This window comes from Paenibacillus baimaensis, from assembly GCF_025567575.1.
In genome coordinates this window covers 210090-232190 of record NZ_JAOQIO010000034.1, presented here as the reverse complement: position 1 = coordinate 232190, position 22101 = coordinate 210090, and the positions used below count along the sequence as shown (strand labels likewise).

The 22101-nt window shown below is 45.1% G+C and carries 15 protein-coding genes and 1 pseudogene; 2 read left to right on the top strand and 14 right to left on the bottom strand.

Annotated features, from left to right (window positions below; genetic code table 11):
* Positions 1–276: 276 nt before the first annotated feature.
* Positions 277–825, bottom strand: a complete 549-nt coding sequence (locus OB236_RS12045) for an ATP-binding protein (RefSeq protein ID WP_076238368.1) — start codon at positions 823–825, stop codon at positions 277–279.
* 241 nt (positions 826–1066) lie between these two features.
* Positions 1067–1564, bottom strand: a complete 498-nt coding sequence (locus OB236_RS12040) for an NUDIX hydrolase (protein ID WP_262684220.1) — start codon at positions 1562–1564, stop codon at positions 1067–1069.
* An 871-nt stretch (positions 1565–2435) separates the two neighbouring features.
* On the opposite strand from OB236_RS12040, the pseudogene OB236_RS12035 reads away from it, so the two are divergent.
* A pseudogene (locus OB236_RS12035) lies at positions 2436–2696 on the top strand (transposase); the annotation flags it as partial.
* A gap of 55 nt (positions 2697–2751) precedes the next feature.
* On the opposite strand, the gene OB236_RS12030 reads toward OB236_RS12035, so the two are convergent.
* On the bottom strand, positions 2752–3702 hold the full coding sequence (locus OB236_RS12030) for an AraC family transcriptional regulator (RefSeq protein WP_262684219.1): 951 nt from the start codon (positions 3700–3702) through the stop codon (positions 2752–2754).
* 199 nt (positions 3703–3901) lie between these two features.
* Here OB236_RS12030 and OB236_RS12025 point away from each other — a divergent pair, with 199 nt between their 5' ends.
* Entirely contained in the window at positions 3902–4732 is an 831-nt protein-coding gene (locus OB236_RS12025; protein ID WP_262684218.1) for an SDR family NAD(P)-dependent oxidoreductase, read from the top strand.
* 407 nt (positions 4733–5139) lie between these two features.
* On the opposite strand, the gene OB236_RS12020 is transcribed toward OB236_RS12025, so the two are convergent.
* The 11 genes from OB236_RS12020 to OB236_RS11970 all read right to left on the bottom strand — a co-directional run bounded on the left by OB236_RS12020 (position 5140) and on the right by OB236_RS11970 (position 21737).
* Positions 5140–5301 carry a hypothetical protein gene (locus tag OB236_RS12020; protein WP_262684217.1) on the bottom strand — a complete coding sequence of 54 codons (162 nt, stop codon included), beginning with the start codon at positions 5299–5301 and terminating at the stop codon, positions 5140–5142.
* A gap of 256 nt (positions 5302–5557) precedes the next feature.
* Complete coding sequence (locus OB236_RS12015) at positions 5558–6976, bottom strand: sulfatase-like hydrolase/transferase (RefSeq protein ID WP_262684216.1); 1419 nt, start codon at positions 6974–6976, stop codon at positions 5558–5560.
* 40 nt (positions 6977–7016) lie between these two features.
* Entirely contained in the window at positions 7017–9257 is a 2241-nt protein-coding gene (locus tag OB236_RS12010; RefSeq protein ID WP_262684215.1) for a helix-turn-helix domain-containing protein, read from the bottom strand.
* Positions 9258–9285: 28 nt separating this feature from the next.
* Entirely contained in the window at positions 9286–12303 is a 3018-nt protein-coding gene (locus OB236_RS12005) for a chondroitinase family polysaccharide lyase (RefSeq protein WP_262684214.1), read from the bottom strand.
* An 83-nt stretch (positions 12304–12386) separates the two neighbouring features.
* Positions 12387–13076 carry a DUF1961 family protein gene (locus OB236_RS12000; protein WP_408638453.1) on the bottom strand — a complete coding sequence of 230 codons (690 nt, stop codon included), beginning with the start codon at positions 13074–13076 and terminating at the stop codon, positions 12387–12389.
* 37 nt (positions 13077–13113) lie between these two features.
* Positions 13114–14727: a type 2 periplasmic-binding domain-containing protein gene (locus tag OB236_RS11995; RefSeq protein WP_262684212.1), complete on the bottom strand. Its 1614-nt coding sequence runs from the start codon at positions 14725–14727 to the stop codon at positions 13114–13116.
* A gap of 57 nt (positions 14728–14784) precedes the next feature.
* Entirely contained in the window at positions 14785–15669 is an 885-nt protein-coding gene (locus OB236_RS11990) for a carbohydrate ABC transporter permease (protein WP_262684211.1), read from the bottom strand.
* A 52-nt stretch (positions 15670–15721) separates the two neighbouring features.
* Positions 15722–16699, bottom strand: a complete 978-nt coding sequence (locus tag OB236_RS11985; protein ID WP_408638448.1) for an ABC transporter permease — start codon at positions 16697–16699, stop codon at positions 15722–15724.
* 469 nt (positions 16700–17168) lie between these two features.
* Positions 17169–18647 carry an Lsa family ABC-F type ribosomal protection protein gene (locus OB236_RS11980; protein ID WP_262684210.1) on the bottom strand — a complete coding sequence of 493 codons (1479 nt, stop codon included), beginning with the start codon at positions 18645–18647 and terminating at the stop codon, positions 17169–17171.
* 800 nt (positions 18648–19447) lie between these two features.
* A complete protein-coding gene (locus OB236_RS11975) occupies positions 19448–21367 on the bottom strand; it encodes a family 43 glycosylhydrolase (RefSeq protein ID WP_262684209.1) in 1920 nt (639 codons plus the stop codon).
* Between the two features lie 100 nt (positions 21368–21467).
* Positions 21468–21737 carry an RICIN domain-containing protein gene (locus OB236_RS11970; protein WP_262684251.1) on the bottom strand — a complete coding sequence of 90 codons (270 nt, stop codon included), beginning with the start codon at positions 21735–21737 and terminating at the stop codon, positions 21468–21470.
* Positions 21738–22101 lie beyond the last annotated feature (364 nt).

The following is a 22101-nucleotide window of genomic DNA, read 5'->3' as shown; positions in this document are numbered from 1 at the left end:
ATGTCGTTGCGTGCCCCCCAATTCCTACCCTTTACTGAGATGATTATTAGGTAGTTACTACTTATTTTACTTACTTTGCACGACCTCATGCCTGATTACAAGTAAAGGCACCCGTTCAATTTGCATCGGCTGCCTTCCTTGTTTATTGAACTCTTGTGTCCCGTTAGCTTAAATCAGAAATCGCTTCTGGCAGACCAAGTGGCGTAAGCCCCGTAGTGTGAACACGGTGTTAACTGATGGATCGATCTTCTTCGAATTAGCTCTAACATTTTTTGTTTACTTCAATTTACTGATTGTTTTAATTTTTTGAATTACTTCTGTAATCTCCTCTTGATTCTTAATAACAAATAAATGATCTACTTCGTCTTTGGTCGGTTCATCCAGTTTCGACTTTTCTTGTCGTTCTAACACTTCCATAAAGCTCGACGCACTTCGAAAGATAGCTTTACTTCTCTGTGATTGTTCTATACGTTCTTTCAATACTTCAATTGGTAATTCAAAATAGACAATTATACATTTAAATCCTTTATCATAAAAATACCGGAGGACATTTGATCGAGCTGGTTTATTTAGGTTGGAATTACTTAAGATGAGGTCAAAATTACTTTGCTCTGTAGCATATTCAACAATTGCATTCGTTACGGTGAATTTCAAAGTATTCTGCCCTTCTTTCGGGCGTAGCTTCTTATAGTGTTTATTTATAAATTCTGCGTGGTTGTCCTGATCTATCACAACAGCTTGTTGTAATATAGATTCTAAATTATTAGCAAACGTCGTTTTCCCACTATGTGTCTTTCCAACTGTCATGATCAAAAGACGGTTCACAATCTTTTCTCCAATCGGTTTGTAATTTTAATTGTAACGATATTATCGATGACTTACTCTTGTATTTTTTTGCCGATCTTTCAGATAACGTCTTATTTACGAACTTCATAAATTCACCATGCCTTAAGGTATTCGTGAAATAATTCAACTATCCAGCCCGTTACTCCCTCGGTTCAATGAAAAAGAGGAGTTGCCACGTAGCAAGTTCTTCCACTATAGGATCTGTTAGTAGAACGAAGATTTAGCACTTATTTCTATAATCGAACTGTCCTGACACAACGGGAAGTGTTCTTGACCTTATCCAATCAACCGCTTGTAATACCAACGGGGATGAATTATCCGGAGTTACGTTTGTTAGGGACATCCAAAGAGCCCCTTTAGAATCTTGTTCTTCGAATGCTCCTACAGAAACGACTTGTTCCCCAGAGTCAACACTTGCTTCATAAAGCACGGCGATGTGATGTAAATGTTCAACTGTGTTATTCTTTAGGGTCCACAATACAAAAAAATCGCTAACACCAATACTTTTAAGCTCTTTAACCGTATGTCCTGTTTCTTCCCGAAACTCTCGTTTAACTGCAAGCTCTAGGGACTCCATACTCTCTAATCGTCCACCTGGCAAATCAAATTTCCCAGTGTATGGACCTAAAATTTTTCTGATAACTAGTAAACGTTCATTATCTACGCTAATTCCGTATACGCCCATATGACGATAAAAATTGTCGGTGATACCATCCATATACATATCCCCCTAGCATATCTAACCTGAAACCATTTCTTAATCACTTACCTTTTCTTTAACTCAGTAACAAACTCCTTTTATCACGTTAACCTGCCTATCGGCATTGCACCACTGAGGATGAAAATGGATAAAATCGGTCAATACTTCTACTAGGGCTGCGAGAAGAAGGTCTATAGACTATGGTGCCATTAAGTTGCTAAACTACCACTTAACTCCATAATGATCAATCAGAGGCTCAGCCTTTTTAAAAAAAGTATTTCCTTGGATCTACTTTAATTTGCCTAATTTAAGATTTAGAACTCTTTAATTTTCATAGGAGTTTAATGCTCACCCAGTCTATCAACTTTATACCGTAATATATATTTACAATTTTCTACAAATAACCCTGTAATAATCGTGATCTTATTCAAAGTGGTACTTTAAATACTATTTTGTTGGAATCACTTTATTATGGATTGTTTTTTTGGGAAAGTACTGGTTAGCAAGTTATCCAAAAGGTACGGAAAGTATGTATCCCCTTCTCGTATTTGATTCGTCCAATAAACCGTTATAATTATTCTTTCCGCTTTATTCATAGTAATGTAACACAATAAAACGACATGAAATGGCCGAGTCTAATTGGGGAGAAGGTTGGTGAATAACTCCAGATTCCAATGGATATCGGAGAACGATTAGGCAGGAATCCTATTCGGAGGTGTTCTGCTTCTTTTAAATGTCGACAGATAAATACTTATATCAACTATTGTTAGATTAAATATTTTTGGGATAAATATTCAGAAAATGCATACTTGTTATATTTCAAATCTTTACGGGATTGCTAGAATTCTTTTCCGCCGCTATCGTTGGATTGTTGGGATTAGACCGTTTTGAAGAGATCTGGGAAAGTAACTATCCACTGATCATCCGGTCTTGGATTACGAATTGAGACGAGCTCGCAACGTTCTTCAAGTACCCACCCGAGATTCGAAAGCTGATCTACACGACCGACATCATTGAAAGCGACTACCGCCAGCTTCGAAAGGTGACAAAAGGAAAAAGTACCTTCTCGACCGACGAGGCATTGCTCAAGATGCTCTATCTAGCCACGACAGATATCACCCGCAAATGGACAGGTCGTGTACAAAACTGGGGGCCTGCTCCATCTCTAGATTTTCTTTCCCGAACATATCGGCCAGCATTTTGCGCTACAATATTTTTTCAGCATAATCAGCTTCATGTCCACTTGTCTTGGCATTAGCCCGAATAGTACGAATGTCCTTCAGCGGCGGCAGGCCAAAGAACCGTTTGTATTCGCGGTTGAACTGCGTCAAACTTTCGTATCCGACCTCGAACGCGGTTGAGGTGACATCAGTATCGTCGGTAAGCAAAATTCTACGTGCTTCCTGAAGCCGGAGTTGCTTCTGATACTGGATCGGGCTCAGTGCAGTGACGGATTTGAACTTGTGATGTAAGGTAGAAGGGCTCATACCGCCTGCTCGGGCTATCTCCTCTACGCTAAGGGTACGTGTATAGTTTGCTTTGACATAATGGATAGCCTTGCTGATGCCTGCCGCATCATGATGCAGCAGCATATTGTTGTAGAAGCGCGCGCCGTCTTCGTCGGTCAGCAAGCGGTAAATCATCTCGCGCTTCACACCGGGCGCGAGAAAATCGGCTGCTTCACTGTCTGTAGCCAGTTGCAGCAACCGCTCAAGTACACGCAGTACTTCAATCCCCGTCTTACCGATAAACGCACCTTCTGTCAGCTGATTCTCGCCAACAGTTTTGAGCTTGGCATCCAGTGCAACGGATGCAATTTCGTCAGTTGTAAAGGAAATTCGGATGGCTATGTACGGCACTTCTTGCGTGGCCTGGGATACCTGGCCTTTGATCGGCATATCGATGTTGGATGCGATATAATCTCCAGCTCCATAGTTGTAGGTATTATTGCGGACAATCAGTGTTTTGTTGCCTTGAAGGACTACACATATCCCAGGCTGAAAAAAACCATATTGAATCGTGGTCGGCCGATCCGCCTTCAGAAGCGAAACAAACGAAATGCCGGTCTCGTGGATGCCACTGGCAAAGGAATAAGTATTGCAAAGGTGCAGCAACCGCTGTAAGCTATCTGAACTCTCTTTGGTATGGTGGGGCATAAGCCTCCTCCTCTTTATAAGCCTCCGCAACACAGCAGCCTTCCGGCAAGGGTATACGCATCCGAATCATCGGAGTTTTAGGCAAAAATCAGGCACAATCCGACTATCTCCTTAATTATAATCTCATTACAATTAAAGACACAAGCCACCGAATACCGGCTTGCCAAATAACAAAAACTAAAATAAGGGAGAAAATTAAATGTCAAAAGTATGGTTAATTACGGGAAGCGGCAACGGACTCGGCCGACATATTACGGAAGCTGCACTTGCCAAAGGGGAGCGTGTTGTCGCAACAGCCCGTAATATCGAGCAGTTGGATGATCTGGTTAAGCAATATGGCGATCAGATCCGGGTTGCGACGCTAGATGTGACCGATGAGGAAGCGGCACAAGCGGCGGTTCGGCTTGCGCTGGTCGCCTTCGGACGGCTTGATGTCCTGGTAAACAATGCTGGCTATGGCGATATCCGCCCCTTCGAAGAAACAAGCTCTGAGGATTTCAAGAAGCTGATGGATACCTGCTTTTATGGGGTGGTTAATCTGACTCGCGCGGCATTGCCCATTATGCGCAAGCAGCGCAGCGGGTATATCCTTCAGATTTCATCGGTCGGCGGACGGCTCGCAACTCCGGGAAGCGCGGCCTACCATGCAGCGAAATGGGCGGTCGGCGGCTTCACGGAAGCGCTGGCTATGGAAATGGCTCCCTTCGGCGTAAAAATCAGTGCGCTAGAGCCTGGAGGAATGCGAACAAACTGGGTAAATCGCGCAATCAAAAACCGTCCTCAATTGCTTTCGGACTACGAAGCATCGGTCGGCGAGCTGCTCCGAATGATGGATGGTCTGCAGGGCCAAGAGAAGGGCGATCCGGTAAAGGTGGCAGAGGTAGTGCTTCAGTTGGCATATGCGGACGAACTGCCTGCACATCTGCTGCTTGGGAAAGAGGCTGCGCAGGGTGCTGAACTAGCTGAAGAACAGCGTGCTGCCGATGCCGAACGGTGGCATGCCGTTACTATCTCAACGGAATATGAATGATGCAAACAAAGACCGTTTGAGGGAGATTTTGTTATGAGTAAAAAGTGGCAATCGTTATAGGAGCTTCATCAAGCACTGGCAAAGCAACTTCAATTCAATTAAACAAAGAAGACTACACCGTTTTTGCCAGATCAAGAAGAATTGACCAAATGAAGGATATTCTAAAAATTGGAATATAAAACCTCAAGCTGGATGCCAATGTGCCCTATGGGTTCACTATTTCCGGTTACGAGGACTGCAAAACCTCAGAGTACAAGCGCTCATGGCGACACCCGTGCAGAACATAAAGAAGATGGTGCTCCACCTGAAACGCCTGGAAAACCGGAGATAGCCGTCATTTTTCCAGGCGTTTCTCCCAAAAAAGTAAAAAGAAACTCGAGGTTTTATTCTCGACACTTTGAGAGCGGTCAATGACCGCTCATTCGTCGTGATAAGTATACAGCCCCGAATGCCAAAGCAATGGAAGCAGCGGCAATCCAAGTGATCGAGGACAGCGAGATCCATTCGATCACAAGACCGCCCACACCGGCACCGGCCGCCATCGCCAATTGAAGTAACATACTATTCAATTCTTGTTGATACGCCTGAAACTAAAAAACGAATACTCCTGTGCAACCGTACTTTTACGTAAAATTGGATAGCTTCATTTGCGTTTCCGCCCAAAACTAAATAGGGAATAAGTCTCAGTGTCATGATTTAGAGCTCCACGTGTTCTGAAATTTGTTATCTTTACTATTTATATTAGGCCCGACATTTCGATATATTGTCCAGATCTTGACAAAATTACCTGTGAGAAACCGATTAACCATCGTTTCGCACTTGCTCCTACTCCTGATCATGATACGCTTGTTTGCCTTTTCCCCTAACGCCCGCCTCCGCGAGCTGCCCAAAGCCACTTACGGGCTCGCGCACGCCATCGACTGCAGGATCGACGTATTGTACGAACCACTGCTCCAACTGCGACTTCATCGCTTCTCGCTGGCTGCGACATTCAGGAGCATCATTCAGGTTGACCGACTCCTGAGGATCACGAACCAAGTCGTACAGCTCATGCGGACCATATGGATACCGGTGCACGTATTTCCACACCTTGCTCCGGATCATCCGCACCGGCCCGTACTCGTCATAAATAACGACATTGTCCCGCTCGTCCGCCACATCGCCGAGTAGCTGTGGCAGGAAACTGTGTCCCGGCAAACTGTCCGCCGCCGGATTTGGCAAACCGACATAATCGAGCAGTGTCGGCATAAAGTCGTAGCCGCTCACCATCGCCTCACTGACGACATTTTGCGGGATACGGCCTGTATGACTGAACAACGCTGGCACTTTGATGGATGTGTCGTACATATTTTGCGGAAACGTTCCGTTGCCTTTGCCGAACACCCCGTGATGACCGAAGTTGAAGCCATTGTCGGACATGAATATGATGAGTGTATCGTCGGTTAGACCATGCGTTTCCAGCTTGTCCAGAATGCGCCCGATATTCGCGTCCATCGCCGTAATCGATGCATAATAACCTCTCAGATTGTCCAGCGGGTTGTCCTCGCCAGGCGCCGTCTTGATCAGCCACGGATGTCTTGGCGTATCGAGTGGACACGATTCCCCTGGACAATCGGCGTATTGATCGAGGTATGATTGCGGATGGTTGCCGTTCAGCCAAGGGCTGTGCGGCGCGCTATAATGGACGCTCAAATAAAACGGACGCTCGTCCTCAGCTCCTACCCTATCGTCGATAAACTGCAGCGCGTCATCGGTGATGACGTCGGTCACATACGCCGGTTCATTATACAGCTTTCCATCGCGAATCATCGGAGCGTTGTAGTAAGGACTGCCGCCTGTTTGGTGCACGAACCAGTGCGTAAAACCCTTCTGCGGCTTCACACTGTCACCAAGATGCCACTTGCCGCTTAGCCCACACACGTATCCATGTTCAGCCAACACCTCGGTATAGGCCGTTTGTCCGGCCAAATATTCGATCGCGCCTGGGCCTATACTGCCCTCACGAATCCAGTCGTGCACACCGTGTTGAGACGGAATACGGCCTGTGAATAGCGATGCACGAGCCGGTGAACATACCGGCGACGTACAAAAAAAGTTATCGAACCGCACACCGCGAGCCGCCAACCTGTCGAGGTTCGGTGTCCGTACCTCGCGGTTACCCGCGCAGCCCATTGCCCACACACCCTGATCGTCGGATAAAATAAACACGATATTCGGTTGTTTATCACCTTTTTTCATCTTCATCCATCTCTCCTCTTCATATTAAGCACTGAATTAGCGGTACTTACCGGTGCTGCTTGCGATACTCGCCAGGTGTTACGCCTACCGACTGCTTGAACTTGCGGATAAAGCTGGATACGTCATAGTAGCCGACCTGTTGGACGATGTCTTTCACGGAGCTATCATTCGTCCGCAGCAGCAGCTTCGCTTGATCGATCCTAAGCTCGTTCATGTAGTCCGTGATGGTTCGGTCGGTCTGCTTCTTGAAATAGCGGCTCAAATAAGATAAAGATAGCGAGAAGGAATCGGCGATTTTTTGCACAGAAAAATCGTACTCGCCATAATGCAATGAAATGTATTGTGTAATCTGATCGATCAAAGCGGCTGACTTAACCAATTTTTGCGCAGTCAGTGAATCGCACAATGTCACTCGCGCGGTCGTGAGCAGATCTGCGATTTCATCCAGCGTCGTATAATCGGTCAGTGTCAACACGTCGGGGAAGCTGTCCATTGGGCTTCCGGGAGTGTGTTTTTCTGTGAAAGCGATGAACTTACGGATGATGTCGTAGCACAGCTCCCGCGCGATAAACAGCGTTAGCCCGCTCTGTTTCATGCGCATGGCAATTTGTTGGACGGCGTCGGCGATGCGCTCGGAATTTCCATTCTGAAGCACGATATCCAGATCTTCCAGCACACGTCGCGGATTCAAGATATCCGCATGGTTAAATGCCATCAACTCGTCAAAAAAGATCACCCGCTGACTGCCTTTAATCAGCTTATAATCGATCGCTGTCGACGCCTCCAAATATGAGCGTCCGACTTGCGACAATTCCGCGTAGCATTTGCCGACGCCCATCGCAATCGGCGCCTGGAACGAGGTGGTCAAATGCTCGTGCAGACGATCCAGCCATTCTCTCAAAGCGTCCGGCGAACATCCTACTGACAATATAAACATCATTCCCCGCTCTTCCAGACTATCTTTGCAATACCCTACCACATCATCGCTGAATTGCCGCTCCGTTTCTGCGATTAGTCTTTCTTTAAATGGCGTAAGGAAGCCAGGAAACTCGAGGATCAACACCACGGTTTCCGCAAAAGGCAGAACAACGCCTACTTCTTTCCCCTGTTCGTTGAATGCATCGAGCGATTCAAGCTCACCCTTCAGCAAGCTGCCGAGCAAATGCTCCTTGATCGCGGAGCGGTTTTCCTCTAACTTAATTCCAAGGCTCCTATTCGAATCAGCCATGTCATGAATGACACTGCCTATCACATCGAATTCGTTCGCCCTGCGAATCGAATGTCCGCGAATCGCCTCGACAAGCATTGACAGCTTTTTGACCGGATTGTAGTTAAACACCATTAACAAATAAACAAGCACACAACCCACGAGAAATATGATCGACATCCGTCCGATCCATTGCCAAATCGCATGGTTGATCGGCGCGACCAGGGATGATTTGGGGAGCATCGTCACATAGGTAAACCCGCTTTTATCGGATTTCTGGAACGAAACGGCGTATTTCGTATGTTGAATAGTCGCAACCTGATACAGCGAGTCGCCGCTAACAATTTTGTTATAAAAACTGGGGTCCAATAAATAGTCGGCCTGCTTGTGCGCTGTCAATACGCGCCCTTTCCGATCGAACACGAGCGCGTTACCATCTGGCATAGATAAACCAAAATTAAGCCCCTTAAGCAATGCGTCTTCTTTCAGCACGAACAGGACGGTGCCGTAAGGATGCTGGCTGTTGATCGGAATGGGCACGATGTAGGTGACGAGCCGCTGATCGGGCAGCCCGTCGATCTTGACGTTCTCCGCCGGCCTTAGCAGCGGGGCTTTCAGGTTGTTCAAATCGTCGCTGAACTGCTGTACTGTCCAATCGTCATATCGATATAATTCATCTACAAATTGATTAACCTTGTAAATACTTAACGATGAAAATAAATAATCCGTCCCGCGAATATGTAGAGCGATCTCCTTAATGCTATCGTCCACGACTTTGCTTTCTAGTAGCTTTTTCCCCTGATAGACGTTGAACAAGTCATGCGTCAGCGCATAAGGAGACAGCTCGGGAGCACCCGATATTTGCCCAGCAATGCGGTTCATCAAAATAAGCTTGTTATCCACTTCGTCCTGCAGCTTATCCAGAAGCGCCTGATTGTTTCGCTCCACCTCGCCGCCAACAATATCGGCCAGTTGGAAATAGCCGGTCATCCCCAAAAAGAGCAGCGGCAGCAAGAACAGCGCAAGGTAGGACAAAAGATATCGATAAAAGACCGGTAATCGGTTAATCATGGATTTCATTCTTTAGCCTCCCGCTTCGTTCTTGAAGTTAGTTCATTGGGGTAACCCGTACTAACGTAAACTCACACGGGCTCGCATCCTTGCAGGCCACCTCGATGACTGTACCGATCAATTCGCTTGCAGCGACGCGAACACCCTCCACATCCGCTTTCCCAGCCCATTGTCCCTTCAGCGTGATGCGCAGCGTATGGACCCTACTTTCCGCATGCAACCATTTTCGCGAATAGACGCTAACTTCCTTCTGAACGCCATACTCATCATATTGATCCGACTCGGTCTCTGCGTAGAAGCGTAGGTCGGGATCGACAACGCTGACAATGAGCTTGTCGCCATCTTCCCTAATCATGACCATAGAAGGCGTGTCGACGGCAACCAGATGCCCGGTATCGATATGATCGTCCGCCTCAAAAAGTGCGTAAGCCGTCGTGCGGCTCTCCGCGTCTAAGACAACATGGGCTGAACGATCTTTGCGCAGCACGGTGTACGATGCCTTCTCCGATACTTGCATTCGTTTGCAAAAATCCTCGATCCGCTCACGATCCGCCCCAACCCATATCGCGTATTCGTAGCCGCCACCCTTCGGTGAAGTCCCATGCTCCAGCCACGCTGCGGCAAAATCACCCTGTGTATCGGCATCCGTTGCTTGATGCTTGGAATGCTGTGTCGTTTTGGAGACCGACAACGTTTGTCCGGCTGCCACATAATATCCGTTACCTTTATTGTCCATCAACCACACTGGGTGGTCTAGTTTTGTTGTATGGAAATAAGGAAACGCACTGACAGACTCAGCTCCGTCCACCCAGATCGGATCTTCAGGAGCAAGTAAATAACTTTGAAACAGTGTCGTTCCAGTCGGGCATTCGCAATTGTCGTTCTCAATATCGGTGCCAAGGCAGACGATTCGATCTTCGAAAAAGAACGCCGACTTTCGGGCCCGGTGGCTCCCTTCGTATTTCGGATGCTCGTGCAGCTTCATCGCGAACATCCCGTTACGGCCCTCTAGATGGAGCCCGCCGGCATACGTCTCGTCGGAAAGCAGCATTTCTTCGAAGCCGCTGAACGTATCCACATTACGGACGTCCGAGCGCAGCTCGGCGATCGGCTTATGGATCGTTGTTGTACCTGGCCAACGGTTCCAATTCCAACCCTCGTGACGGTAACCGCTGTCCTCATTATTGATTGGTTCACCTTGGCTCATGATTTGGAGATGACCATGCGAAATGTATCGGCCGTACAGATTAGCGCTTATATACGTTTCGTTCGCCCATAAATAGCGACTGTGCCCGCGCATACCTGCCATCCATGAACCGCGTCGGTGAATAGCTAACGCTGCATAGTTCATCGTCCAGTGGCCGTTCGGGTCCGCTTCCGCAAAGATGCCAGCTTCTTCAAAAAACTGCGCGGCTTCCGTCCGTTCGATCGGCTCCAGCAGCCGTAGGTAGGCTGCGGCTACCTCTTCGTCGATTGCTTTCTTCCCGTCCGGCGTACCCGAGAGCGCCATATAAGCAAAAGGCTCGGGGTCTATCGCCCATTTACCGGTAGGGTGGCGCGCTGCGAGGCTAAGCAACCATTCTCGTTTGTTGCTGTAAAGTCGCATCGAGAGCAGCGCTTTGCGTATGGTTCCGTGCGCTTGTTCGCCGATCTTATACGACGTGACGCTGAGCACGTACATCACCGGTGTTACACCTTGAAAGCCACCGACCGCATACGCCGGATAATGATTCACATGATGATAGGCCGAGCCGTCAATCTTGTATGCGGCGCGCAAGCCCGGAGCGGGCAGCAGCGATTGGCCAAGCCACTCGCGGAACGCTTGCAGTTCGCGCACTTTCCCCACCGTTTCGTCCATAATCAGCAAACTGGCGAGCATTCCATGCAGTGTCGTGTTGAAGATATCGATATTACCTTCCACTTCGACAAGCGGTGTGTGGATCCGGCCGGCCCCGCTGTACCAACGCATCGTCCGCTGCGTCCGCTCCAGTCTCCCCGCTGCTTTCAGCGTGTGCCTCATGAGGAAAACGGCTGGATAATAGTCGCGGAAGTTGTACCCGAAATGATGAACCGTCCCTTGCGAGCTGCCATACGACCACCCTTGGTCATCCAGATGATCGAGCGTATCTATAAACATCGTCTGCAGCTTGGCCCTTTGCTCCACTCGTTGGGAGGACCGGTAGCAGATCGCCGTTTCCATTAGGAAACGGGTCAGTTCGCTAAGCTGCACACTGTTAGCAATCGCCTTTAACTCCTCCTTCAGCGACTTCGGAAAGTGGTCGAAAAACGGCAGCTCAATCGGCCGACCTATGATGGAATCCCCCCTACGCACGATTCCGTACTCTGCAAATCGGCGCTGGAGACGTTCGACGTCCTCCTGCTTAGTGCTGACGGCGTGCTTTTTGTAAAATAGCGCCTCAAACCGTTCATTCATTTGCGTATGCGCCGCTACCTGCTCCATTGACACCGTTTCAGGAAGCTCCAGCAGCGGCTTTAACTGCTCGAAGGCATAAAGCGCCAGCCAATGGGCATTAGCAGACGTATCGGCGTCCAGATTGACGGTCGTAACTTGGAAATCCCGCGTATGAAACCGCGGATCTATCGGCGTGTTCAGCATCAATTGGTCGATGAACAGAGTACCGCTACCCGCTTCCTTGGGGATGCGGACAGTCAATGTGTCCATATCCGGATGCAGCGTTCCCTGCATATCACGTTCGTAAGCGACCCATGCGGTTCGCCAGCCTTGAAAATTGAGTCCAAAATCGAATCGACAGTCGACATGTGTTCCACGGCCGAATTCAAATGAAAGCCGTCCGTCACATGGCACCAAGTTATAAATCCAAACAACGAACGAGTCGCGTGCCTGGCTTTTAGCCCCTTCTTGAAACGGAGAGTAGCCGATCGGCTGTTTCATAGTGATGAACGAATCGACCCCGTATTCCCATTGCAGGCAGGATGACCCGTCTTTATTATGCTGTTCGCTGATCGATAAGCGGGAACGTTCGTCGCTTGAGAATAATGCGGGTATACCACTTTCAAAACTGTATATGGACATCCTCATTCCCCTTTTTTGCCGAATCAAAGATCGTCATGACTCCCTACCTTCTACATACGGCCGTTCCCCACCCGGCAACGGCGTTATGCTTTATTGGAAGCGTACACGCGAAAGTTGCCATATTCGCCTATAAGCGGCGCCATTTGACGGAACCCGATTTTACCCTCGCCCAGTAATGGACCGTACGACTGACCGTCGTCTCGCCACTGAAAGACGGTCAGTCCGTTAATTACAAAAACAACGTCCCGCCCGAGCTTCGTCAATTCAAGCCTGTACGGGCTTTGTGCATCCTCCACGCCGGGAATCGGATCGGCTCCTCGGCAAACGAGGTGCGCGCCGAAACTTTTGCGCAAATTACACGTGTGAAACGCCCGTTCCTCCGGGTACCTGCGGCGAAAGTACGAGACGTGGAGCGCATGGATCGCACCGCTGTGATATTGCTGGTATTCTCCCGTTCGCTTTGGCAGCCTTGGATCGAATAGATCTTCGCCGTGACGACCGCTGGCCGCAAAAAACAGCATGCACAGTCCCGGCTCCCGAACCGGCCAAAAATCCCACTCCACAGTAATGTCCGAAGGAAAATCTTCAGGGCACCAGTATACGAAATTTGATGCCTGACCCTCCGCCGGATCAAGCATATTTTCCATACGCATCCGGCCGTTCGGAAACGTAATCGACGCTTCCCCCTCCAGGCGAAAATTTCTTAAATCCTTTTCCGAGGAGAGCGGATTTTCATAAATCAAACGCTTATGAATGCTGAGCAACGGGCTGATCCCCTCCTCTAGAATAGGTTGTGAACCTTATACGCCGTTATTTGGTAGACTGGTAGCGATCGTATACAGACTGGTTAATCTTCATCATTTTATCAAGACCCATATCGTTCATCTTCTTCACATAGTCATCCCATTCTTTATCGATGCCTCCAGACATCATCCATTTCGCATACATTTTGCTGACATACGCATCGATATCGGTCAAGTAACGCGAAATTTGATCGCTTTCTTCCGCAGTGAAATAAGCTTTCGGGAAACCATTGTTAACTAGATACGGGGCATATACGTTATCGATGTCTACTTTCGATCGTTTACCTGTAGGTGTGGATACAACCATGTCATTTGTGGCCATAGTAGTAGCCCATACCGAATATGCCGTAGGTGGTACTTGTTTGAAGTCGTCATCATTAGCGCCCTGTGGAAGTAACACTGTTTCATACTTGCCATCGGAGCGTTCTTTCAAGCTTTGTCCTCCAATTACGCCTTTGCTAAGCTGAAGCGAATTTTTCGGATCGTACATGTTATCAATCCAGCGTATGGTTGCTTCCGGATACTTGTTCACATTGGTAATCGCAAACGAACCTTTCAATAGAATGCCTGCAGGATACTCCGCCCACACTGGCTTCTGTCCTTTGGGTCCTTTTAGCGGCGGGAGCGATACGTAATCTTGATTAGCCGGGTTCCAATCGAAAGCAACACCCACAATCCCTTTGGCTGTTTTTGCATTGAATACCTTGCTGTCCTGCGTAAAGCTTTCCTTGTCTACCAAACCTTCGGTAAACAGCTTGTTGAAATATTGGATCGCTTCCTTGTATTCGGGCTGTGCAGCCGTATAAATCACTTTGTTATTTTCAACGGATAAGTGATTGTTCCCTACTTTGTGAACATCGCGATCGATACGGCCAAACGCGCCAAATAAGGAGTTTACGTCACTGTTCCAATTTTGAAGGAATGACATCGGAATTTGATCCTTCTTATCATTACCGCCAAGGTCATTATCCTTGAATGCCTTCAACGTGGTATACAATTCGTCAGTCGTTGTCGGCATAGGAAGCTTCAGCTCATCCAACCATTTTTTGTTAATAAACATCGTTGATTTTGTGCTCGAATACGTTTCGTCGATCGTCGGCAGTGAATAAATGTGTCCGTCTGGTCCCGTCAGCTGTTTTTTGTAGGTTGGGTTGTCCTGCAGCAGCTTCTTGATGTTCGGCGCATACTTATCGATGAATCCTTCCAGCGGAATGAGTATACCCTGTGAGCCATATTTAACAATATCGGTGTCTTCGTTCAAAATACCATGCGCGTAGAATGCGTCAGGCAGTTCCCCGCCGGCAAACAGCAAGTTCTTTTTTTCCTGCCAATTGCTCCCAGGTGTCAAATTCCAATTGATATGGATATTCGTTTTCGATTCCACATCCTGAAAAAATTTATACTCATTCAAATCTTTGCCTGACGGTGGTTTGAAACCAGCAATGTTTAACGTCAGCTTTTCTTTAACGATCGGAAAATCCTTCATGTTCAAATTGCTCAATGCTTTTGCCTCAGCTTGATTATCGTCCGCTGGTACAGCTTGATTGCCTCCACAGCCTGCAAGCCCGACTGTAACGCTTAGTGTAAGCAACATTTTGCCTATAAGAAATTTTTTATTCATGCTTTAGACCCTCTTTCTTCCTAGATATGAGCGTTTTGGCCAGTCAGATATCCTCGATTACCCTTTCAATGAGCCCACCAATGCACCTTTAACAAAGTATCTCTGCAGGAACGGGTACAAGATAAGCATAGGCAAGCTGGACACAATAATAATGGAGTATTTCATCAGTTCCAGCTTTTTCTGCTGATCTTGTGCGCCATCCTGCAAATTCTGCACATCGGAGCCCTCATTCATGATCAGGATGTTCCGCAAAATAATTTGCAGCGGTAGCATAACGTTGCTTTTCAAATAAATTAACGCCTGGAAATAGGCATTCCAATGGCCAACCGCATAAAACAACACCATAACCGCCACGATCGGCAGCGCCAAAGGAATGGCGATTTTTACGAAAAACTTCAGGTTCGTGCAGCCGTCAATCATGGCCGATTCGAGCACCTCACTTGGCACGTTCGATTGGAAAAATGTACGAACAATAATGACGTTAAAAACAGAAACCGTATTCGGAAGAATCATCGCCAATGTCGTATCCAACAGCCCGAGATCTTTGACAAGCAGGTAGGTGGGTATAAGCCCCCCGCCAAAAAACATTGTAAACACCAGCAGAAACATGAATACATTTCTGCCGACCAAATCCGTTCTGGAAAGAGCGTAGCCGGCCATTACCGTGAGCACAACATTAATCGTTGTCCCCGTAATCGTGTACCACAGTGAATTTTTAAACCCCAGCCAAATCGAAGCTTCGGAAAATAGTCTTTTGTAGCCGTCCCAAGTTACTTGTTCGGGTACAAACAGCAGCTTCCCGGAATACACCACATCAGGATTTGTCACAGAAGCGGTTACAACGAAATAAAGCGGGTAAAGGACAAGGATAATTAATATCGCAATCAATGTGAGGTTGAAGCAGTCAAAGAGAACGTCCGCCCTTGTTTTCGCTAGCTTCATAGTCTTCCTCCCTTAGAGTTTTCTTTAGAAAACTAACTTCGTAAGTAAATGCTTACCATAAGCTAGTCTGTTTTAAAGATTTCGCAATTTTGTTCACGGTGATTAATAAGATAAAGTTGATTACGGTATTAAACAAACCAATCGCAGAAGCATAACTGTACTGCGCTTGCACTAGACCCGCTTTATAAACGTATGTCTGAATCGTTTCGGACGAATCGACATTCAGCTGGTTTTGCATTAAATACACTTTTTCGAAACCCACGCTCATCATATGGCCCATGTTCATGATCAGCATAATAATGACCGTCGGCATGATCGCAGGAATATCAATGAACATCACGCGCTGCAGCTTCGTCGCTCCGTCAACAACCGCCGCCTCGTGAAATTCCGGATTAACCCCGGTGAGCGAAGCGAGATAAATGATGGTTCCCCAGCCAATATTTTGCCAAATACCCGAGAAAACGAACACCGTTTTGAACCAATCGGCGCTACCCATAAAAAATACCGGATCGATCCGAAATAAACCTAGCAGGTTATTAACCGCTCCCGTTTGCGGAGACAAAAGCAAGTAGACAATCCCGACAACGACGACTGTAGAGATGAAATGCGGTGCATATGTAACCGTTTGCACGAATCGCTTGAAACGCTCGTTTGTTAATTGATTAATCATTAACGCCAGAATAATCGGAGCAGGGAATGCCACGAATAATTCGTAAATGCTGATACCCAGCGTATTTCTAATGATGGTTCCCAACTGATACGATTCAAAAAAGCGTTCAAAGTTATCAAAGCCTACCCATGGACTGCCAAGGATTCCTTTGACCGGATTAAAATTTTTAAACGCGATTTGCAATCCGTACATCGGTACGTAATGGAAAACAATAAAGTACGCGAGCGTCGGCAGCAGCAGCAAGTACAGATCATAATTCCGAATGATTTTTTTGATCGTTTTCGTCAGCTCAATTTTGGACATTCGCCGCTTGGCACGTCTCTCCAGTTTGACATCCACCGCATTGGATTGTAAGGACATCTTGTTTTACACCTCCTCTTTATTATGTAAGAACTCTTAGAATCCAAGATCCCAGATGAGCTCTGATGATTCGTATTTAATCATTTGTAGCTGGACGTGTATATAAGTCACATCGCCAATGAGAGTATGTTAAAATTGACATTCTGCTTTTTTTACTAAGTAATAAGTCAAAAATGACCAACGCATATGCGAGTTTTGCTCTAATTGATCCGATGCAGCCTCAATGGCCGTTGCTTGTTCCTTGATTTCTGAATAGGTGAGCTAATTATTAATGAAATCATAAATCATTTTTATGATTTATTCAATCATTATATTGATTGTAAGCTTACAAATAATAATAGCCCCGGTTACCTTCCCTTCGTAGGCTTCCGAGGCGTGTGTGAATAATCGGTCATTCAGGACTCAAATAGAAAAGGAAAAGCCGCCAATGTATGGCGACTTTCTAGTTACTTTCTGGTTAGAAACAAAATCAGAGTTCAATAATCTTGGTTGCAACATTTCCACAAAATTCCCTATCATGCTCGACAAAAAGTATGGTTGGTGAGTATTCAAGTAGTAACTCTTCAATTTGTATGCGAGAAATAATATCAATAAAATTAAGCGGCTCATCCCAAATGTGCAAATGAACATTCTCACTAAGACTTTTGGCAATCAATACTTTTTTCTTTTGTCCTCCACTAAATGATGAAATATCCTTTTCAAATTGATTTCTGGAAAAATCAAGTTTTCTTAAAATCGATTTAAAAAGGCTTTCATCAATCCCGCTGTCTGCAGCATAGTCAGATAAATTACCTTGAAGATGGGAGGTATCCTGTGAGACGTAGGATATTTTTAACTGGCTGTCCTTCCTGAAGGCACCTGTATAGTTAATATGCTCACCACAAATAAGTTTGAGGATACTTGATTTTCCAGAGCCGTTTTTACCGGTAAGAGCAATTCGCTCGCCTTGCTCAATTGTAAAACTTACCTCTGCACAAATGATCCTCTCACCGTGAAAAATGGAAACATGATCAAGTTCAGCAAGTTGGTTTTTATGAAAAGCAAGCTGTGAAATCTCTAAGCTGTCCGAGCTCTCGATATTTTTTAGGAGTTTAGACTTTTCATTAATAGCAGATTGCTGTCTTTGTTCAATAGCTTTAGAGCGTTTCATCATTTTAGCGGCTTTGTGGCCAATATATCCTTTATCTACCTTAGAACCGGAATTTCTTGTTCCGTTTTTTGTTTTTTCCACTTCGTGTGACCAGTTGCCCGTCCGTTTAGCGGAATCTGACAAACGTTTAATGTCTTTTCTAAGTTTTTCGTTCTCTGCAAGCTCAAAGCTATCTTGCCTCATTTTATTTTCCCACCAACTTGAAAAATTACCTTTTTGTATTTCTATGTTGGTCTTATTAATGGAAAGTATGTGATCTACACAGTTATCAAGAAAAGCTCTGTCGTGAGACACCAAGATAAATCCGCTTTTAGACTTGAGATAATCACTGACCAGTTTTCTTGCATTCATGTCAAGATGATTGGTAGGTTCATCAATTAACAGAAAACTATTTTCCTTAATAAATAAAGTAGCCAGTAAAACCTTCGTTTGCTCTCCGTTAGATAATGAATCAAATGGCCGATATAAAACATCCTCAGAAACCTTTAATAATGAAAGCTCACGCATGAATTGCCAGTGAACATAGTCTGGAAAAATGTCGTTGATGACATCAAGCGTATTATTTTCTTTATTTTCTACAGGAAAAGGGAAATATTCAAAACTGACATTAGCAGAAATACTCCCACTGTATTCATATTTACCAAGCAACAAATTGAGAAATGACGTCTTACCTCTACCGTTTCTTCCTGTAAATCCCAATTTCCAATCGGAATCGATTTGGAAATTTACATTTTCAAAAATGTTATCGTAACTTCCTTCGTAGGCAAACGTCAGGTTTGTAACATTTATTAATGACATAAAATTGTCCTCCTGTATGAAATAAATAAAAGCTACAAGAAAGTTACATTCTTGTAGCTCAAATAAATACAGTTAATCAACCCCATTACGGAGTTAAATAAAAGGATATATTGTTTGAGTCAAAGATAATGTAACTTTCTTGCATACAAAATAAAACATGCGAAAAATATCGCTTTTACTGTTTTATCGTTAGCAAGAAATACTACATTATACTTTCAACTCCAGTCATTAATTTATGAGAATTATATCATCCTTATAATTAAATTTCAATAAATGAGTTTCTTGTTAGTATCACCTATATAAATTCCTTGAGATATGCTGCTTCCTTTTGTAATTCCCGTTATGTAAGAAACCAATGCTTAAGCCTTCTTCCTAAAAGGTAAAGTCGACATCCTCCAGCAATGAGGCCGCCTTGATCTCCCAGGTACCATGAAACTTTTCAAAGAGCAACAAGGCAACTTCTCTGGCAACGCCTCTTCGCCTATACTTCCGCATAATAAAGATTATAAATGACTGTTTTTTCTTCATATGGAATCAAGAATAAATCAATATTCATATTTTTCCTCTCCTCTAATTACAGTATTTTACCATAGACCTGCGGGTGGAGTGCGTTTATAACCAAACTGTTCCCACGCATCTAAACAATCCCATCAAAGTAAAAAAACCTAGGCTAGGGCCTAGGTGTAAAGCTTAACTGTAGGCAGGTATAGAAGTGAGGTTGCTTACAGAGTGGTTAAGAGCTGTATAAGTTTTCATCACAAGAGAAGGTTAATATTAACCGTCCTCTTTACATACTTGCATCAGTTTGGTACTAGTTTAATATAATCAAGTAACAGATGGTATCCTGAGCTTGAACCATTTTTACCTGCAACATTAAACTTGAAGGATTTATTGCCTGCCGAGCTGAAGGTTATATTTGCCACATTCAGTTCCACATAGTTTAATCCAGTTGAATATAAATCCTGAACCGAACCATGATTTACATCGTTTACCGACATCTGGAACTGCCCCCTGTTGGGTCCCTTTTTCACACCAACCCTTACACTATAGCTGCGTGCCTCAGGCACATTCACGGTGTATGTCACATAGTCATTGACTGCATTGGCTTCCAGCGTAGTTCCATATCCACCGCTCAGATTGGGGTCCGTAGCCGATCCATTTCCGAACATGGAATGTTTGACGCCCGAGGTTGCGCTTACATTTAAATTTTCTGTTTCATATCGACTGCTTTGAACTGAAATATTATCAAATTTTGCAGCTGAATCAAATGTCCTAACTCCTATACTACCCCTCATATAGGTTGAATCCGTCACACTAATCTTAGGTGTAGTCATATCACCAACATAAACCTTAATGGAGTCACCTTGCGCAAAAATTTTAACATGATACTTTGTATTAGCCGTTAAGCTCATAGAAGCAGTGGCAAGCGATGTCCAGTTGTTGTTTGCCTTCCCAATCAGAACCTTCTGATTAGGAACATCGAGTCCAGCATAGTAGCCTTGGTAAGCATCAGTACCTGTTCCAGGATTTGATACCCTAAATACCAGACCCGCATTGCCGGTTGAACCTGGTGTCACATCAGCTTCATACATCAAATCTGTGAAATTGGTGTCCAGAAGGGCCTTGGCACCCGGATTTGATGCTACATTATACTGACCGCCTGATACTGTCCATGTACCGCCATATTTTGTCCACCCTACATCATTACCGTCATCAAAGTTATCTTCCACTGCCATTTCGACTGGTATAATCGTATTATCTGTATTAAACTCAAATTTATCATAGGCCAGTACGCGTTGTGAACTACTCAGATAACGCTTATGGTAAAAAATGTACCAATCATTTGTTGTAGGTGATTGAACAATACCATTATGACCAGGTCCATCTGCTGTTGTAGTATCCGTATGCAGCATAATACCTTTTGGTACAAATGGCCCTGTTACAGAGGTCGAAGTTGCATACATGACCTTATAAGATGAATCAGCCCATACACCGGCAGCATAAGTCAAATAGTATATCCCGTTCCTCTTGAACACTTTAGGCGCTTCAAAATAATCATTATCGCCATTTTTAGTGGGAGTAACTTTCTTATAGACGGTTCCATCAGGCCATGTTCCCAGAGACTTCATGTCAGCGTTAAGCTTTACAACATTACACTCTCCCCAGCTGCCATAATACATATAAGCCTGACCGTCATCATCAATAAATACATCTTGATCCATTGGACCTGCGCCATTTCTTACAACATTTATAAGTGGTGCCCCAATCGCATCGGTATATGGACCTTGTGGATTATCAGCCACTGCAACGCCTATTCCGCCTAATTGTCCATCGCCATTGATTGCGTTAGCAGCAAAATAAATGTAGTATTTCCCATCGCGATAAGCCCCGTTTGGTGCCCACAATGAATGTTGTAACCATGATATATTGGCAGAACTTATTACATTTGAGTATTTTGTCCAATTAACCATATCTGTTGAAGAAAATATGTCTATAGATTTTGCGCCAGTGCCAGACTCGCCAACTTGAGTCGAACGAGTCGGATACACCCAATATGTCCCATTATAAACCTGTACATCAGGGTCTGCATAAGAGCCTTCCCCAAATTGTGGACCAGAGTGAATCGGAGCAGCATAAGCTAGTCCCGGCAAATATAAAAACAAACAAATTACAATTGAAACGCAAAACAATACCAAATTAGATTTTTTGATTTTTCCCATGAGACAACCTCCTTTATTGACTAACAATTTACGTTACTTGTTGAACACTTTGACTCCCATGCCTGGCCAGAATGCTTAAAAGATAAACTTAAAGCTTCCATCACCCTGTTCTAATCCCTGTTTGCTTGGAAGCGCTCTCAAAATCGGTGCCATTTACATATTGACCACCTCCTACAAGCTGTATCCGCCACTGCTGCCTAGCTGCTCCGGTGTAATCATTTTGCTGTACCTTTGCTCCGTTTGCCGTATTTCCGCTTGCAACTTCAAGGGCTTTGCCGCTATTCACATTGATGATTTTAAACAAGCCATTACCTACATCGACAAAATTCCATTGATGCGCAGTCTTATCCCTGTAATCCCAATTATGAATCTACACGCCATTGTTCCTTGAATCATTCTCCAATTAGATCCAGCGCTTTTCCAGTTCCTTTATTTGTAAACACCAAGTTACAATGAACTACATTCTGCCCTCAACTTTACTTAGTTTCAAATAAACCGATGATTGGACAACGGCTTATTTGAATTGCAATGTTCTTCCAATTACTTCTTATTTACTTGCATTGCCTTGTAGATTTTCACATTTTCATCCGTAACAGCCTGCCCGCCTGCTGCCAGGTATTCTGCAACCAACTTGCCTTCACCTTGCTGGGTAGCTAGCTGTTGGTTCGCAGTGATGATTTGGTACAGCTTTAATTGCACGGATACTGATTTTTATCTGTAAAATAAGCGCATCC

Bases quoted from the DNA above. Each gene is read 5' to 3' on its own strand.
- OB236_RS12005 (WP_262684214.1), bottom strand. From the start codon at position 12,303: ATGTCCATATACAGTTTTGAAAGTGGTATACCCGCATTATTCTCAAGC.
- OB236_RS12010 (WP_262684215.1), bottom strand. From the start codon at position 9,257: ATGAAATCCATGATTAACCGATTACCGGTCTTTTATCGATATCTTTTG.
- OB236_RS11995 (WP_262684212.1), bottom strand. From the start codon at position 14,727: ATGAATAAAAAATTTCTTATAGGCAAAATGTTGCTTACACTAAGCGTT.
- OB236_RS11980 (WP_262684210.1), bottom strand. From the start codon at position 18,647: ATGTCATTAATAAATGTTACAAACCTGACGTTTGCCTACGAAGGAAGT.
- OB236_RS12040 (WP_262684220.1), bottom strand. From the start codon at position 1,564: ATGGATGGTATCACCGACAATTTTTATCGTCATATGGGCGTATACGGA.
- OB236_RS11985 (WP_408638448.1), bottom strand. From the start codon at position 16,699: ATGTCCTTACAATCCAATGCGGTGGATGTCAAACTGGAGAGACGTGCC.
- OB236_RS11990 (WP_262684211.1), bottom strand. From the start codon at position 15,669: ATGAAGCTAGCGAAAACAAGGGCGGACGTTCTCTTTGACTGCTTCAAC.
- OB236_RS11975 (WP_262684209.1), bottom strand. From the start codon at position 21,367: ATGGGAAAAATCAAAAAATCTAATTTGGTATTGTTTTGCGTTTCAATT.
- OB236_RS12025 (WP_262684218.1), top strand. From the start codon at position 3,902: ATGTCAAAAGTATGGTTAATTACGGGAAGCGGCAACGGACTCGGCCGA.
- OB236_RS12030 (WP_262684219.1), bottom strand. From the start codon at position 3,702: ATGCCCCACCATACCAAAGAGAGTTCAGATAGCTTACAGCGGTTGCTG.
- OB236_RS12015 (WP_262684216.1), bottom strand. From the start codon at position 6,976: ATGAAGATGAAAAAAGGTGATAAACAACCGAATATCGTGTTTATTTTA.